Source organism: Paenibacillus sp. MABNR03, assembly GCF_050455445.1.
Lineage (GTDB): Bacteria > Bacillota > Bacilli > Paenibacillales > Paenibacillaceae > Paenibacillus > Paenibacillus xylanilyticus.
In genome coordinates, this window is record NZ_JBCIYR010000003.1 from 853708 (window position 1) to 869342 (window position 15635).

At 47.4% G+C, this 15635-nt stretch carries 19 protein-coding genes; 18 read left to right on the forward strand and 1 reads right to left on the reverse strand.

Annotated features, from left to right (window positions below; genetic code table 11):
* The first annotated feature begins 6 nt into the window (after positions 1–6).
* The 12 genes from plsY (at position 7) to AAIH57_RS19170 (ending at position 10785) form a co-directional block, all read left to right on the forward strand.
* Entirely contained in the window at positions 7–630 is a 624-nt protein-coding gene (plsY, locus tag AAIH57_RS19115; protein WP_430022649.1) for a glycerol-3-phosphate 1-O-acyltransferase PlsY, read from the forward strand.
* Positions 623–1663: an NAD(P)H-dependent glycerol-3-phosphate dehydrogenase gene (locus AAIH57_RS19120; protein WP_175397836.1), complete on the forward strand. Its 1041-nt coding sequence runs from the start codon at positions 623–625 to the stop codon at positions 1661–1663. The genes plsY and AAIH57_RS19120 overlap by 8 nt, the downstream gene beginning before the upstream one ends.
* Before the next feature lie 100 nt (positions 1664–1763).
* A complete protein-coding gene (locus AAIH57_RS19125) occupies positions 1764–2039 on the forward strand; it encodes a stage VI sporulation protein F (protein WP_056696692.1) in 276 nt (91 codons plus the stop codon).
* Positions 2040–2211: 172 nt separating this feature from the next.
* Positions 2212–2391 carry a DUF2768 family protein gene (locus AAIH57_RS19130; RefSeq protein ID WP_017687688.1) on the forward strand — a complete coding sequence of 60 codons (180 nt, stop codon included), beginning with the start codon at positions 2212–2214 and terminating at the stop codon, positions 2389–2391.
* Between the two features lie 84 nt (positions 2392–2475).
* Complete coding sequence (locus AAIH57_RS19135) at positions 2476–3090, forward strand: hypothetical protein (protein ID WP_175397837.1); 615 nt, start codon at positions 2476–2478, stop codon at positions 3088–3090.
* A gap of 22 nt (positions 3091–3112) precedes the next feature.
* Positions 3113–3466 carry a 2Fe-2S iron-sulfur cluster-binding protein gene (locus tag AAIH57_RS19140; RefSeq protein ID WP_430022650.1) on the forward strand — a complete coding sequence of 118 codons (354 nt, stop codon included), beginning with the start codon at positions 3113–3115 and terminating at the stop codon, positions 3464–3466.
* Between the two features lie 69 nt (positions 3467–3535).
* Positions 3536–4309: a hypothetical protein gene (locus AAIH57_RS19145; RefSeq protein WP_430022651.1), complete on the forward strand. Its 774-nt coding sequence runs from the start codon at positions 3536–3538 to the stop codon at positions 4307–4309.
* A 577-nt stretch (positions 4310–4886) separates the two neighbouring features.
* Positions 4887–6365, forward strand: a complete 1479-nt coding sequence (spoIVA, locus tag AAIH57_RS19150; protein WP_175397840.1) for a stage IV sporulation protein A — start codon at positions 4887–4889, stop codon at positions 6363–6365.
* A 219-nt stretch (positions 6366–6584) separates the two neighbouring features.
* Positions 6585–7682, forward strand: a complete 1098-nt coding sequence (locus AAIH57_RS19155) for a sugar ABC transporter substrate-binding protein (protein ID WP_430022652.1) — start codon at positions 6585–6587, stop codon at positions 7680–7682.
* A gap of 111 nt (positions 7683–7793) precedes the next feature.
* Positions 7794–9311: a sugar ABC transporter ATP-binding protein gene (locus tag AAIH57_RS19160; protein ID WP_430022653.1), complete on the forward strand. Its 1518-nt coding sequence runs from the start codon at positions 7794–7796 to the stop codon at positions 9309–9311.
* Positions 9308–10294, forward strand: coding sequence for an ABC transporter permease (locus AAIH57_RS19165; RefSeq protein ID WP_154895605.1), 987 nt, complete (start codon positions 9308–9310; stop codon positions 10292–10294). Before AAIH57_RS19160 ends, AAIH57_RS19165 begins: the two co-directional genes overlap by 4 nt.
* A gap of 218 nt (positions 10295–10512) precedes the next feature.
* Complete coding sequence (locus AAIH57_RS19170; RefSeq protein WP_024630670.1) at positions 10513–10785, forward strand: HU family DNA-binding protein; 273 nt, start codon at positions 10513–10515, stop codon at positions 10783–10785.
* Positions 10786–10851: 66 nt separating this feature from the next.
* Here AAIH57_RS19170 and AAIH57_RS19175 read toward each other — a convergent pair whose 3' ends face one another.
* Positions 10852–11013 carry a hypothetical protein gene (locus tag AAIH57_RS19175; protein ID WP_430022654.1) on the reverse strand — a complete coding sequence of 54 codons (162 nt, stop codon included), beginning with the start codon at positions 11011–11013 and terminating at the stop codon, positions 10852–10854.
* A gap of 149 nt (positions 11014–11162) precedes the next feature.
* Between AAIH57_RS19175 and mtrB the strand changes: the two genes are divergently transcribed.
* The 6 genes from mtrB (at position 11163) to AAIH57_RS19205 (ending at position 15325) form a co-directional block, all read left to right on the forward strand.
* Complete coding sequence (gene mtrB / locus AAIH57_RS19180; RefSeq protein WP_095292880.1) at positions 11163–11384, forward strand: trp RNA-binding attenuation protein MtrB; 222 nt, start codon at positions 11163–11165, stop codon at positions 11382–11384.
* 205 nt (positions 11385–11589) lie between these two features.
* A complete protein-coding gene (locus AAIH57_RS19185) occupies positions 11590–12141 on the forward strand; it encodes a hypothetical protein (protein WP_175397844.1) in 552 nt (183 codons plus the stop codon).
* Positions 12142–12242: 101 nt separating this feature from the next.
* Positions 12243–13106, forward strand: coding sequence for a heptaprenyl diphosphate synthase component 1 (locus AAIH57_RS19190; protein ID WP_430022655.1), 864 nt, complete (start codon positions 12243–12245; stop codon positions 13104–13106).
* An 11-nt stretch (positions 13107–13117) separates the two neighbouring features.
* Entirely contained in the window at positions 13118–13846 is a 729-nt protein-coding gene (locus tag AAIH57_RS19195) for a demethylmenaquinone methyltransferase (protein WP_175397846.1), read from the forward strand.
* Positions 13839–14705 carry a UbiA-like polyprenyltransferase gene (locus AAIH57_RS19200; protein ID WP_413035397.1) on the forward strand — a complete coding sequence of 289 codons (867 nt, stop codon included), beginning with the start codon at positions 13839–13841 and terminating at the stop codon, positions 14703–14705. The genes AAIH57_RS19195 and AAIH57_RS19200 overlap by 8 nt, the downstream gene beginning before the upstream one ends.
* 2 nt (positions 14706–14707) lie before the next feature.
* Entirely contained in the window at positions 14708–15325 is a 618-nt protein-coding gene (locus tag AAIH57_RS19205; RefSeq protein WP_175397848.1) for a UbiX family flavin prenyltransferase, read from the forward strand.
* The last annotated feature ends 310 nt before the right edge of the window (positions 15326–15635 follow it).

Genomic DNA, 15635 nt, shown 5'->3' on the forward strand with positions numbered 1-15635 from the left:
AAGTTTGTGATTTTACCAATCGCAGCGATTGTTCTGAGCTATCTGCTTGGTTCAATCAGCTTTAGTGTCCTCCTTGCAAAGGCAATACGGGGGATCGACATTCGTCAACATGGGAGCGGAAATGCAGGGGCTACCAATACATTGCGGATTTTGGGTAAAGGGCCTGCGATTCTTGTTCTGCTGTTGGATGTCCTTAAAGGTATTGCAGCTGTATGGATTGGAGTATGGTTCAGTAACGGTTCAGAGTGGATTCCTGCCATTTGTGGTATAGCATCGATTGCAGGACATAACTGGCCGCTCTACTTCCGATTCCGTGGAGGAAAAGGAATTGCAACAGCAATTGGCGTACTCGCTACTCTTGCAATTGTCCCAGCTTTATCCGCTGGCGTTATTGCAATCCTGTCTATCGTTTTGACTCGTTATGTATCACTGGGTTCCCTTATTTTCGTAGCCTTGACACCAATCTTCATCCTAGTGTTTCCCGGATATTCCATGAATTTATTCTGGGGAAGTCTGATTATTTGTCTGTTTGCATTTTGGAGACATCGCACCAATATTGCGAAGCTTGCCAGAGGACAGGAAAATAAATTAGGAGCCAAAAAAACTGGGGGTGGAAAACGCGTTGTCTAAAAAAGTTGCCGTCCTGGTCGCAGGCAGTTGGGGGACCGCTCTGGCCAGTGTACTGGCCGCCAATGGTCTGGATGTGACGATGTGGACACGTGGTGAGGAGCAGGCCGCCGAAATTAACAACGACCATAAAAACAGCCGTTTTCTTCCTGGTGCAGAACTATCAGATCGCATTCAGGCAACGACAGACATGGGGAATGCGGTTCAGGGTGCTTCAGCGGTACTAATTGTTGCACCTTCTTCGGCCATGAGATCGGTAGCCAATCAACTGAAGTCATACTACACGCCTGAAATGTTAATCATTCATGCGACCAAAGGATTTGAAACGGAAAGTCTCAAACGCATGTCTACAGTTATTTCCGAAGAGCTCGAATGCGATGAAGGGCACATTGTGGTCCTTTCCGGTCCGAGTCATGCTGAAGAAGTGGTAAAACGCTGCCCTACAACTGTAGTTGTGGCCTCACTGGACAAAGCGGCAGCGGATGCTGCGCAAGCTTTGTTTATGAATGCCTATTTCCGTGTGTATACGAATCGGGATATGCTTGGTGTAGAGCTGGCAGGTGCTTTTAAAAATATTATCGCGCTTGGTGCAGGGATGTCTGATGGCCTTGACTTCGGTGATAATGCAAAAGCAGCCCTGTTGACTCGCGGACTTGCTGAAATCACACGGATTGGTGTGGAAATGGGAGCGAACCCGCTTACGTTTGCCGGTCTGGCGGGAATTGGTGATTTGGTCGTTACCGCTACGAGTCAACATAGCCGTAACTGGCGTGCTGGTTCCATGCTTGGCCAGGGACAAAAGCTCGAGGATGTTCTGAATTCCATGGGAATGGTAGTAGAGGGAATTCGTACGACGAAAGCAGCCTACTTTATCTCCCAGAAATACGGGGTACAGATGCCGATTGCGGATCAACTGTACCATGTCCTCTTTCAGGATCGTGAGCCACGTGACGCTGTAGAGGCTCTCATGGGGCGGGATCCCAAGACCGAAATGGAAGTCATGAAACTTGAAACGTGGGAGCAGTGGCATTCCTGATTGGACATTGCTCAGCTCACTGGTAATGAAGAAGCTTATTCACCTTTTCTCCGGCCGACTCATACTATACACATGAGTATTGCCGGAGGAGGGGAGACGAATGGGTAACAACATTTCCAAGGATGCACTGAAAGCGATCAACAAAAAAACGGGTAAAACGATAACGGAAGGTGCCGTCAAGAAATTGGCGAGTACTGTAAAACCGTCCACCATGCAGAATGAAGCTCAGTTGCGCCAATTGATCAAGCAAGTATCCGCCATGGCTAAGGTTCCGGTATCTGAAGATACGGTTCAGGATATTGTAAGTGCGGTCAAAAAGAGTGGGCTGAATCCAAACAGTATGGAATCATTAATGAAAATGATGATGAAAAAATAATAGATCGTTCCTGCATCTGCAAGTGAGCGAGTAAGACAAAAAGACGAGTCAGCTTTAGCTGGCTTTCTTTTTGTCTTTTTTTTGGAAAAGTGCGCTGAATTTCGTGTTATAATAATTTCAATTGTCACCGTGTCAGGGATGAATAACGGATTGAAGGGGAGACTGCTGGATTATGAGCGCAATGGACAAGATGTGGCTATCATTGGTTGCGATTCTTATTATGGGACTGTCTGTATTCCTGATTACCTTTGCGAGGGCCAAAACCAAGGGCATTGTAAGGGGGATTTTATCATTAATCGCGTTTCTGATTATGCTCATTGGTTTTTTCGGCGGAATAGCATCGCTGACTTGATCTTTTTTTTGCCTGAAGCATGACATCCGCATAGCACATCGTAAGAACTGACACAATGAAAACGGATGAAGGGAAGGTGAGCCGATGGGGCCGCAGGAAACGGAGGACCTTACAGGACGCTATCCAAAATTGAGCGCTGCGTTGCTGGAAACGGCAAAAGCCTGGAATGGAGAGCCTTATACTTGGCTGCTTGGGGGAAGCTGCGGATTGCTGCTGCAGCAGGTCGAGTTGCCGCAGGCTCCCAGGGATATCGATGTGTACGCTGACCTTGCTGCAGCAAAAAGGCTGCACCATTCTGCCCCAGGTACCATGCTGGATGAACCTGTAGTGGATCGAACGGGGCCGTATGCTTCTTTACTGAGTCATTATCAGGTGGGGGAGTGTGCGCTTGAACTCGTGGGCGGTTTTGAAGTGTGGTCTCAAAAGAGTTGGTACCGGATTGAGATTGAACAGATCCTGGCTCACCATGCACCTCAAGCTCAAATAGGGTCCTACACGTTACGATTGATGCCGCTTGCTCATGAGCTTCTTTTTAATCTGCTAAGAGGTCGAGCTGATCGTTATGAGCCTATTGCCAACGTCATTCGGAAGCATCCACATGCTCATCAGCCCGTAATGAATTTATTGGGTGAGCATAACGTGTGGACAAGCCGATTCACTGCAGAGGTAGAAGAGTTGGTAGGCTTTAAATGGACTTAGTACGAGGAAGGAGGGGAAGGGCATGGAGCACACGATTACATTTTTACCACAAAATAAAAGCATCCGCCTTAAGGCAGGAGGAAATCTGTTGAATGCCGCACGCCGTGCAGGGGTGAAAATCCCCACTCGGTGTGATGGCAAAGCCGCTTGCCTCATGTGCAAGGTCAAAGTGGATGCAGATCAACTTCAGGCTTTGGACCCTCCTACCGATGCTGAAAGAAGAAAATTGGGTTCCCTGCTCGACGCGGGAACTCGTCTTGCCTGTCAGGCCAAGGTACGAGGAGCAGTATCTGTACATGTTCCGGAAGACCCGCTAAAGGCTGCAATCCGAAAACAGCTGGAGCTCCAACAGCAAGAGAATGACGATTGGTTCTGAAACTAACCTGAATTGAGCTAACCTAGACGGGAGTCTACATTGGACTCTTCACATTCAAGGAGGATGCGGATGAACATAAATGTGGAAAAGGACTCAAAAAGATGGAGGCATAGCATTATGCGAAGCGGCTGTCTCCTGTTGTTCCTTATGCTTACTCTTACAGTGAGTGGTTGCATGTATCCAACCCAGAGTAGTGACGATCCAAAAATAGCCTACCGGGAGAGCGTGAACCGGGTGCAGAGCGCTGTAGAGGCTTTTCAGAAGGATCAGGGTATTTTACCCATGATTAATGCGGATATGGACACACCAAAATATGAAAAGTTCAGAGTGGATCTGCAGAAGCTGAAACAGCAAGGTTATTTGGATGAAATTCCAGGCACTGCTTTTGAGAGTGGTGGTAGCGCTTACTTCCTGATTCAAAATGAAGAGACAGCGCCCACTGTAAAAGTGATGGATTTGCAAACAGTACAAAAGGTAAATGATGTTCAGCGCATGATCAATCAGTATAAAACCGTACATAACGGCAAGCTGCCCGCCGGGGAGGAATTGTATACAGGTCTATATGCCGTAGATATGAAACAAGCTGCTCAGGCAGGTGCTCCCATGGTGACCCTTAAGAGTGTATATTCTGGTCAGGAGTTACCGTTTATGATGGACGATGCAGGAAATGTGTATGTCGACTATGCATTTGATATCATGCAGGCGGTGGAGAAGTCAGATCGATCTCCGGCGGAGGCGGATGATGTGCGCGAGTTTCTGCTGGAGCACTCCCATTTCGTTCCTGTAAAATCAGTACCTTATACATGGCAAAATAATGCCCCGGTGGCACAAGTTGATCCTTAGATGAACTGAGCCAAAGAAAGAGATATTCCGCATAGGGGATATCTCTTTTTGTTGTAAGTATACTCACAAATTCAATAGAAAAACGGTGACGTCTAACACTTCAGACCTGAAAGTTGTAGTTCAACTACAGTTCATCGTCGGGAAAGCCACGAATGCCCTACTTATTGCACGGTGTTTCGAAACACCGTTATACCTTTTGCTCGACTTGTCCGGTACTCCAAATTCAAACGGAATGAAATCAGCATAAAAGCTTACCTTTGCTCATAAAGTAGATTGAAATAATGACGCGCCGTCCGAGAGCGGGGCGCTTTTCTAAAGGCTATGACCTGGAGAAAAAAACAAAAAAACGCGTCATATTGCTGCATACGGATACATAAGATGATACTAGTCCAATTGCATGTACGAGTTAACGCCGCTTTCGCCGGTTTCATCAGAATGCAACGTTCGGCGGCGGACGACTTCCGGGCACTCACAAAGGCGGCTCTACCGTTGCAGGGATTTCAGTCTTCTGATTGAAAAAACGAAGCGGATGCTCTTTAGCATTTTTCCTTCGGAGTAATTTAGGGAGGGGATTTCATTGGAGAAAGTGGACATTTTTAAGGACATTGCCGAGCGGACCGGAGGGGATATTTATCTCGGGGTTGTCGGCGCAGTCCGGACGGGGAAATCAACATTTATTAAACGTTTCATGGAAACGATCGTTCTGCCGAACATCACAAACGAGGCTGACCGCGGGCGGGCTGTAGACGAACTGCCACAAAGTGCGGCAGGCAAGACGATCATGACGACGGAACCGAAATTTGTACCGAATAACGCGGTTCAGATCAAGGTTGCAGAGGGATTGGATGTCAATGTCCGCCTTGTGGATTGTGTAGGCTATGCCGTTGAAGGTGCCAAGGGTTACGAGGATGAGAATGGACCACGCATGATCTCCACACCTTGGTTTGAAGAGCCAATTCCATTCCAGGAAGCAGCCGAGATTGGTACACGCAAAGTCATCCAGGAGCATTCCACACTGGGAGTTGTGGTGACCACAGATGGTACGATCGCTGAGATTGCCCGCAGTTCCTATGTGGAATCTGAAGAACGGGTCATTGCCGAGCTGAAAGAAGTGGGCAAACCGTTCGTACTGATCATCAACTCTACCCGACCTCGCAGTGAAGAAGCTCTTCAATTGCGCAGTGAACTGGCAGCTAAATATGACATTCCGGTCATGACATTAAGCGCAGCCACAATGACAGAAGATGATGTAACTGGTGTACTTCGTGAAGTGCTGTATGAGTTCCCTGTACATGAAGTGAATGTGAATCTGCCGAGCTGGGTGATGGTGCTGAATGAAACCCACTGGCTCCGCAGCAACTACGAAAATTCCGTGCGCGACACGGTGAAGGACATTCGAAGACTGCGTGACGTGGACCGGGTCGTTTCCCAGTTCATGGAGTATGAGTTCATCGACCGCGCAGGTCTCAGTGGCATGAATATGGGTCAAGGTGTGGCAGAAATTGATCTGTATGCTCCTGATGAATTATACGATCAGATCCTCGTGGAAGTGGTCGGTATTGAAATCAGAGGCAAGGATCATCTGCTGCAATTGATGCAGGAATTCTCCCATGCCAAGCGGGAATACGATCGCTTCGCTGAGGCCCTGGAGATGGTCAAAACGACCGGTTACGGAATAGCAGCTCCGTCTCTTGCCGAAATGGCACTGGATGAACCGGAGCTCATTCGCCAGGGTACCAAATTCGGCGTACGCCTGAAAGCAACCGCTCCTTCCATTCATATGATCCGTGTCGATGTCGAGTCCGAGTTCGCACCGATTATCGGAACGGAGAAGCAAAGTGAGGAACTGGTGAGGTATCTGATGCAGGACTTCGAGAACGATCCGATCAAGGTATGGGATTCAGATATGTTTGGTCGCTCACTGCATTCCATCGTGAGGGAAGGCATTCAGGGCAAAATTGCCATGATGCCGGATAATGCACGGTACAAATTGCAGGAGACGCTGGGACGAATCATTAACGAAGGCTCAGGCGGTTTGATTGCCATCATCTTGTAAGTCAAAAGACCACAGGGATTATCCTTGTGGTCTTTTCTTATGCTGTTATTTTCTTTATTAGGTGTAATTTGGATATATAAATCATTGCCTCCGAAAAAACTTAGCGAGTTTTAGCTTTAAATTGTTAAAACCCATTTACATACTAGGGATTAGCCGTTATATTAATACTCAACTATTGTGATCAAGGTCACAGAGAGAGTGCGATTAGGGGGAGCAGAGATGAAAAAGAAAGATACGAAATGGGTATGGTTAAGTGTTCTGCTTGTATTTACATTGGTACTGTCCGCTTGCGGGATCAAAAAAGAACCAGCGACAACTCCAGCTTCGGGAGCATCAGAGGACAAGCCCAAGACAGAGGCGGTAACGGGACCTCTGAGCGGCAAGCGAATTGCACTGATTATGGAATTTAACACAGGCACGTTCTCACAACAATATGTGCAAGGCGTCAAAGAGGAAATTGAAAAATTCGGCGGTGAGCTGACTACGTTTGTTGCCGATAATGATAAAGCCAAGATGGTTTCACTGCTGGACAGCGCGATCAACCAGAAGTTTGATGCAATCTTGACGGATCACGGAGATTCACTCCTGGAACCGGGTGTGAAAAAAGCGGTTGAGCAAAAGATTCCGGTAGTTGTATTTGATGCTGATATTCAAGTGCCTGGAGCAACCGTGTTGTCTCAGGACGACCAGAAGATGGCTGAGCTTACGCTGGAACAAATGAAAAAGGATATCAATGGACAAGGCAACATTGTCAAAGTATGGGTTGCTGGATTTGCACCTATGGAGCGTCGTCAGATTGCTTACGGTGAATTTATGAAAGAAAATACCGACATCAAGGAAATTGCCACATTTGGCTCGGCACAAAACCCGGCGCTGGATACGCAAGCCAAAATGGAGGCGATTTTGAAGCAGTATCCAAAAGGCGAAATCACTGCCGTGTGGGCTGCGTGGGATGAGTTTGCCAAAGGCGCGGCGCGCGCGATTCAGCAAGCAGGTCGTGATGAAATCAAAGTATACGGTATTGATATGAGTGACGAGGATTTGCAAATGATACAGGATCCCCAAAATCCTTGGATTGCTTCCGCAGCGGTAGATCCAACAGACATTGGCCGAGTTCAGGTTCGTTATGCTTATCAAAAACTGAACGGGGATGAGACCGAAGATCAGGTGGTCCTCAATCCGGTCTATGTTCAGCGTGAAGCTTTGCCAGAGACACAAATTTCTACGTCTGAATTATCCCAATACGTTGAAGGTTGGGGAGGAAGCACGCAAGGTATCAAGGATTGGATGAAGGAATACGGCATCACTGCTAAATAAAGCAGCGTAAGAGAGGCGCGCCGCAAGGTGCGCTTTTTTTAGAATCGATTTGAAGCCTTAGGTTTATAAGGATAGCATGACCCCTTAGGGGAGGGATTGGAGGTCGACATTATGACAACTGCGACGATATTGCTTCAAATGGAACATATCCATAAGCAGTTTGCGGGCATTCCTGCACTTAAAGACGTTGATTTCACTGTAAAAGGTGGAGAGATTCATGCACTGCTGGGCGCTAACGGAGCAGGGAAAAGTACCTTGATGAAAATTCTCTCGGGTGCCTATCAGCTGGATCAGGGCTCGATTCGTTTAAACGGAGAGCAGTTACGTCTGCATTCTCCCGGGGATGCCAAGGCAAACGGAATTCATTGTGTCTATCAGGAGGTGGATGCTGCACTGGTTCCCCAACTGACGGCTGCGGAGAACATTATGCTGGATCAATTGGCATCACCCGTTGGTGGATGGTGGAAAAGCCCCCGTAAGCTCCAGCAGCGAGCGCAAGAAGCGCTAAAGGAACTGGGGGCGAATATATCCGTTCAGAAAAAGGTAGCCGATCTGACACTTGCAGAAAAACAGATGATTTTGCTGGCGCGAATCCTGATCCAGGAGGCAAAGGTGATCATATTTGATGAGCCGACTGCTCCGCTGAGTCAGGAAGAAACCGATGCCTTTTTCCGGATTGTCCATTTGTTAAAAGAGCGGGGAGTGGCTTGCATTTTTATTACCCATCGTCTTGCCGAAGTGACGGGGCATTGTGACCGAGTGACTGTCATGAGAGACGGTCAGCATGTATTTACGGGTGAGGCACGCGGATTGACCGTGAACGATCTGGTCACACAAATGCTGGGCAAACCATTCGAAGAGGAGTTTCCGAAGACTGAAGCACCCGTTGGCGAGGTGCTGCTTGAAGCTCGTGGACTTCGCCGAGGGTTCAAGGTCAAAGGAGTGGACTTGTCTGTACGCCGCGGCGAGGTTTTGGCTGTTGTGGGCCTGGTCGGTGCTGGCAAAACGGAATGCTCCCGGCTTCTGATTGGAGCAGACCGGTTGGAGGAAGGGGAAATCCGGCTACAGGATCGACAGCTGCGTATTTCCCAGCCAGCGGATGCAGCAGCATTAGGCATCGTTTCCGTTCCCGAAGAACGCCGCAAACAAGGGATTCTCATTCAGGAAAATGTGGAACGAAATTTGAGTCTGCCTTTGCTTGGACGTATTAGCACGTTCGGATTCGTCAGCCGGAAACAGGAGCGGGAAAATGCGGAAGCGCTGGTCAAACAGCTTGGGATTAAGACGTCATCGGTACGTCAGGAAGTGAAGTACTTGAGCGGAGGCAATCAGCAGAAAGTGGCTATCGGCAAATGGCTGAATGCGGATGCGGATGTTTTTATATTTGACGAACCAACCAAAGGTGTCGATATTGGTGCCAAAAGTGACATCTTCCGTATCATTAATGAGCTCGCTCTGGCAGGAAAGGCTGTCATCTATTTTACATGCGAACTAGACGAGGGACTCGGCATTGGGGACCGAATTGCAGTGATGTACGAAGGGAAAATCGTAAAAGAATTTAAACGGGGCGAAACCAACCAAGAACAGCTGCTATACTACGCAAGCGGTGGACAAGAGGTGCAGACATGAAGGACAAATCAATGGATTTTGCGTTCCGTTATGGGGCAATTATCGTTATTATCGGAGTTATTGCTTTTTTTGGCATCAAATTGCCTTACTTTTTTACGTACAGTAACTTGACTGACATCTTGGGATCAATTTCAATCGTCACATTTGTTGCGATTGGTGTGACGTTATCTCTCATTGTGGACGGATTTGATCTATCGGTAGGCGCAACCGTCTCATTGACAACAGTCGTAACAGCTTCGTTAATGATTTGGTACCAGCAGCCTCTGGCTGTTGTCATCATTGTCCCTCTGGTGATCGGTGCAGTGATTGGTCTGCTGAATGCCTTATTGATCGTAAAATTGCGCATTCCTGATCTGCTGGCAACACTGGCGACCATGTATATTATCGGGGGTATCCACAAAACGTACGCACAAGGTTATACCATTTATAATCACATGCAATTTCCAGATGGCAGTAAGGCTGCCGGAGAGATGGACCCAACGTTCCTTCTGATTGGTCAGGGAAAATGGCTTGGAATGCCCATTTCGGTCATTCTTCTGCTGATTGCAGTCATTGGTGTTCATATCTTTTTGACCTACACGAAATATGGGCGTCAAATGTACGTCACAGGAGGCAATGAAGAGGCTGCACGTCTATCCGGAATCAAGGTAAAAAAAGTGCGGACACTTGCTTATGTGGCAGCTGGCGTGTTTGCTGCAATTGGGGGAATCATCTATGCCTCCAAAGTGGGTTCTGGGCAAATTGATGCTGGATCTCCGTTGTTAATGGAATCCGTAGCCGCTGTGTTTGTAGGGTTCTCTGTCTTTGGTGCGGGTAAACCTAATGTTATCGGAACCTTCATAGGTTCGGTCCTGATTGGTGTACTGGTGAATGGTTTGACGATGATGAATGTCCAGTATTTTACGCATGATATTGTAAAAGGCGGCGTGCTCGTTCTTGCCTTGGCAGTGACATTTTACGTGCTAAACCGCAACCGCACTTGAAATTGTGTGCTGTCTGTATTAGTATAAAATTTGTTCCGCGTCTGGAACGCGCTTGGTTTCAGGCGACATTCTGCCGGAAATGACTGTTGACCGCAGGCGGAGATTTGTGTTCATCACGCTCAAGATGTACGTAGATTTTTTGCGTATGAACGTATATTTCGCTATAAAACGGAAACACAGTATAACATTCAGGACATTGATTCAGGAGGTGAAAACAAATGAACAAATCAGACTTGATTACACACGTGTCTGAAGCGACTGAATTGTCCAAAAAGGATGTAACGAAAGCGGTTGATGCCGTATTCGAAGCAATCTCTGAGGCTCTTCAAAGCGGAGACAAAGTACAATTGGTTGGTTTTGGGAACTTCGAAGTTCGCGAGCGTTCTGCACGTAAAGGACGTAACCCGCAAACAGGTGAAGAAATCGAAATTCCTGCGAGCAAAATCCCTGCATTCAAACCAGGTAAAGCGCTCAAAGACGGAATTAAATAAGATTTCTACATATTCCATATGTCAAAGAAGAGACCGTGACTTGTTCACGGCCTTTTCTTTTGCCTTCTAACGATGTGCTCCACTGTTTTTTGTATCCTCAGGGTCATCCGGATGCTGTGCATAAGCGATCAAAATCAGGTCTTCTCCTGCTGCATCCGAAAGGTGCTGTTCGATTTCTTTTAATTGATGAATGTGCTCTTCTGTCAAAGCTGCAGGGGTGTACTTCATGCAGAGGCTCCTTTCTGTGCCATGTATTCTGTAGTATGACCCGGTTCACATAGAATATTGCAGCTTTTACAAGCGACACTCAGTTGACAAATGAATCAATCTTAATCATCATTAACGCTATTGAAGAACTAGGAGAGGGGACGTTACGTATGGACCATCCAACCGGCAGTGATTACATTGTCATTAAGGCAGAGGAGAACGGAGTTCAGGTTATCGGTTTGACTCGAGGTCAGGATACACGTTTTCATCATACCGAGAAGCTGGACAAGGGAGAAGTCATGATAGCCCAGTTTACCAATCATACTTCAGCGATCAAAATCCGGGGCAAGGCTACGATGATCACGAAGCATGGCCAAATTGAATCAGAATAAAAAAACAATACTTGAGGTTCTTACCAAATAGTCAGAGTACATTTAACCAAAGTCTTTCTGCGATATCAGGGAGTGGAGTCGTTGCAGCATATACTTCTGATATTTATGGGAAATTGCAGGCATAGCCTGCTTTTTTTCATTGTACAATGAGGTATGAGCCTTTACCGGACAGACTACACTAACAGGTATGGGCAGGGAGGCATTTATGAAACCGCGGATGATCGTGACAGCTTCGCTGCTGGCAACGGTTACGGCAGTTTTTCTGCTAGTTGCCGTGCAAACCTTACATATGCGAACACTGGGTGGAGAGCGGGCTCAGCCCGTCACTGCCGCTGAGCAAAAGCAGGAGTTGTCAGACGAGAATCTGGTAGATGTGCTGAGCTCCATGCATTTAACTACACCGATTGCAAAAGTGGAGTGGAAGCAGTCTATTCTGAAACTCGATTTGAAAGTGACCGGGACCGAAACGAGTTACACCGAGATTTACGCCAACATGGCGGCAGTAGCCGAGCTTGGATTTCACAGTCTTGATAACGTGGAGCAAGTTTTGCTGCGTGTAATGGCAGAGGATGAATGGCTGCACAAAAGACATTTGCTGCTGGCTGCTGATATTCGGAGAAATGAATGGCCAACGGATGCCATTGACGCGCTGCGAAACTGGAAAAGCCCTGTCATATCTGGTGAATTAAAAGAATGGTTTCATATTATGGAGACCGACCTGTGGAAGAAGCAATTCGAAATGTTGAACGAAGGTTAATAGAATAGCAGGATTCAGTGCGTGGCCGGACAACATATGCTATAATATATAAGATTGTAGTGCAGAAATGGTTTAACAATGCAAAGGCTCGGAGGCTGAGAATGAACTCATATCGCGTACCCCAACTAGCAAAAAAATATACGGATTACGACATGATTCGACAACATACGGAAATACCACCGTTTCCGGATAGCCGGGCTCGTCTGCTGCAGGTGTTTGTGGGCCGCACAGATGAAAAGGGGCATGATGAGTTGTATGCTCTTGCAACCTCGCTCGTCCAGCTGGCGATGGATACGCATGATCGAATTGATACGATCTCCGGGGATCGGAAAGAGCAGGAGATGCGTTCGCGTCAGTTGAATGTGCTTGCTGGTGATTACTTGAGCAGTCGATTTTATCAGCTTCTTGCTCATGCTGGTCGGATTGAAATGATCGGCAAGCTCAGTGGTGCAGTATCTGAAGTCAACGTACGCAAGATGACTCTGTATGATCGGATGAAAAAGCTTCTCGTTTCGGCTGAAGAATACTTGCGTGAAACGGTACAGCTGAAGATGCAGCTGTTTCTTTCTTTTGCGGACATGATTGGAGAAAAGGAACAAAAGCTGTGGGAAAGTCTTCTTTCTGAATTTAGCTTGTGTGAAACCGTTGTGGAAGAACTGCAGCGGATCAGTAACGAGAAGAGCTTTAATCATAGTTATGCCTTCTGGTATATATACGAGCAAGGAAATGAAGACGAGCGAAACATCCTTCGCCAGTCAGAGCCTGATGAGCGGGCATATGGCGGCATGGTACTCAAATATCGAATGGATGAGATTTTGCTGGACAGGCTTCGTGAGAGTACGCACCGCATACAGCTGTTACTGCAGGAAGAGAACGATCAGCGGGGGCTACATGATGTGCAAGCCATCCTGGAAACCTATCTGGGTTATCTAGAGCCTTCACATGCAGCAGTAAGGGAAGATTGAGGGGGAGACAAATGGGGAGCGCAGAGACGAAACCGAAAGAAGAGTTTGTCCATTCGGTTTTTCAAAGTATAGCCGGAAAATATGATGTTATGAATGACATCCTGAGTTTCCGCAGGCATAAGGCCTGGCGCAAATTCACGATGAAAAAAATGAACATGTCCAAAGGGGATACAGGGCTTGATCTGTGCTGTGGTACCTGTGACTGGACCCTCGCCATGGCAGAGGCAAGTGAAACGGGTCACATGCACGGGCTGGACTTCAGCAGCAATATGCTGGAAGTTGGACAGACCAAGGTGACTGCAGCAAACCGTCAGAAGCAGATTACCCTGGTTCAGGGGAATGCAATGTCACTTCCTTTTGAAGACAATTCATTCGACTACGTAACCATTGGGTTTGGTCTTCGTAACGTGCCTGATCTGAGACAGGTATTGTCCGAGATGAAACGCGTAGTAAAACCGGGTGGTATGGTGGTGTGTCTGGAATTGTCCAAGCCAACCTGGCAACCGTTTAAAGGCATTTATTATTTTTATTTTGAACAAGTATTGCCGAATCTTGCCAAATTGTTTGCCAAACGTTATGAGCAGTACAAGTGGCTGCCGGATTCATTGGCATTATTTCCGGGAAGGAAGGAACTGGCCCACATTTTTGAAGAAACCGGATTGCAGCAAGTGCAGGCCTATCCTCTGACCGGAGGCATCGCGGCACTGCATATTGGAACCAAGGAGAATCAGCATGTTTAGGAAAATTCGCATCTTTTTAGAAATGATCAAGATTGAACATACGCTTTTTGCTTTGCCTTTTGCATTTATGGGTGCAATTCTTGGCTCTATGGTCGTGAACGATACGTTCCCAACCTGGATGCAGATTATGTGGGTGCTGCTGGCCATGGTTGGTGCACGCAGTGCGGCATTTGGACTCAATCGCATGATTGACCAAGCGATCGATGGCAAAAATCCGCGGACAGCAATGCGGGCCATCCCTGCTGGCCTGTTGAAGAATGGCGAGGTTGTCATCTTTATTATTGTCTCATTTGTATTATTGTTCTGGGCTTCATCCAATCTTAATGTGTTATCAATGCAGCTGCTGCCAATCGCAGTATTTATGCTGGTATTGTACTCGTACACCAAACGATTCACATGGCTCTGCCACGTTGTTCTCGGGATGACCATTGGTCTTGCTCCGCTTGGGGGCTGGGTTGCTGTTACCGGTACAATGGATTGGACAGCGATTGTGCTGTACGTTACGATAGTGTTCTGGACCGCAGGGTTTGATATTATTTATGCTTGTCAGGATTTGGAGTTTGACCAGGAAGAGGGGCTTCATTCGATTCCTTCCCGATTCGGACTCATCAAATCATTGAACATTGCCAAGTTCTTTCATGTGATTACAGCCATCGGATTTTTGGCCCTTCTGTTGATGACAGATCTGAGCTGGTGGTATGGCGCAGGCATGCTGATCACATATGGTATTCTTTTCTATGAGCACTATATTGTTTCGCCTAATGACATGAGTCGTGTACAGACGGCTTTCTTTACCATGAATAGTGTACTGAGTCTGGTTGTATTTACGTTTACCCTGATTGATCTGGCGGTGAAATAGACATGCAACAGCTGGACAATAAACGACTTGTTGTCGGGATTACCGGAGCCAGCGGAAGTATTTATGGCATAAGACTGATTGAAACACTGCTGAGCCTCGATTACACTGTTCATCTGGTGATATCTAATGCGGGCTGGCGGGTACTAAAAGAAGAAATGGATTGGGATGTCACGGATCGTGAAGGCATGCTGGAAGAAAAATTTGGTGGCCTTGGCGGCTCGTGGATCTATCATCCTGTAAGTGATATAGGCGCTTCGATTGCAAGTGGATCTTTCCTGGCTGATGGCATGATTATCATGCCGTGCTCCATGGGAACGCTGTCCTCCATTGCGCAGGGGTCGTCGGATAATCTGATGTCCCGCGCTGCGGATGTCATGATGAAGGAGGCAAGGCCGCTGATTCTGGTCCCACGGGAGACACCTCTGCATGCGATCCATCTGGAGAATATGCTGAAGCTCTCTCGCCTTGGTGTTCGAATGATTCCGGCCATGCCGGCTTTTTATCACAAACCTCAGACGATGGAAGAGTTGATTATGTTTTTGGTAGGTAAGGTATTGGACAGCCTGCGCATTCAACATCAACTGTTTGCAAGATGGGGAGAACCGGATAAACGGGGCTAGCAAAGGTGTTCCTACAACGGATACTTATCCAAGGGGGCAACACTCAGGTCGCCCCGGAATCCCGGGGTATTGGTGAGCGCTGATGGTAGAGTCTCGGCGAAACCACAGCCTTGACCCATGCTCCGGCAACTTCTGTACTTTTTGTTTCAGAACAAGTCGCAGAGTTTAATTCCCGGGTGTCTGCCATGACACTCGAAGAAATGTGGTACGACTTAGAAGAAAACAAGCAGGAACGGCAAGCCCTGGTTTTCGTTATGCCTGCAGGCCCGACTTGCTGGAGGGGAAGGTAAGCATGGATTTATGGACTGAT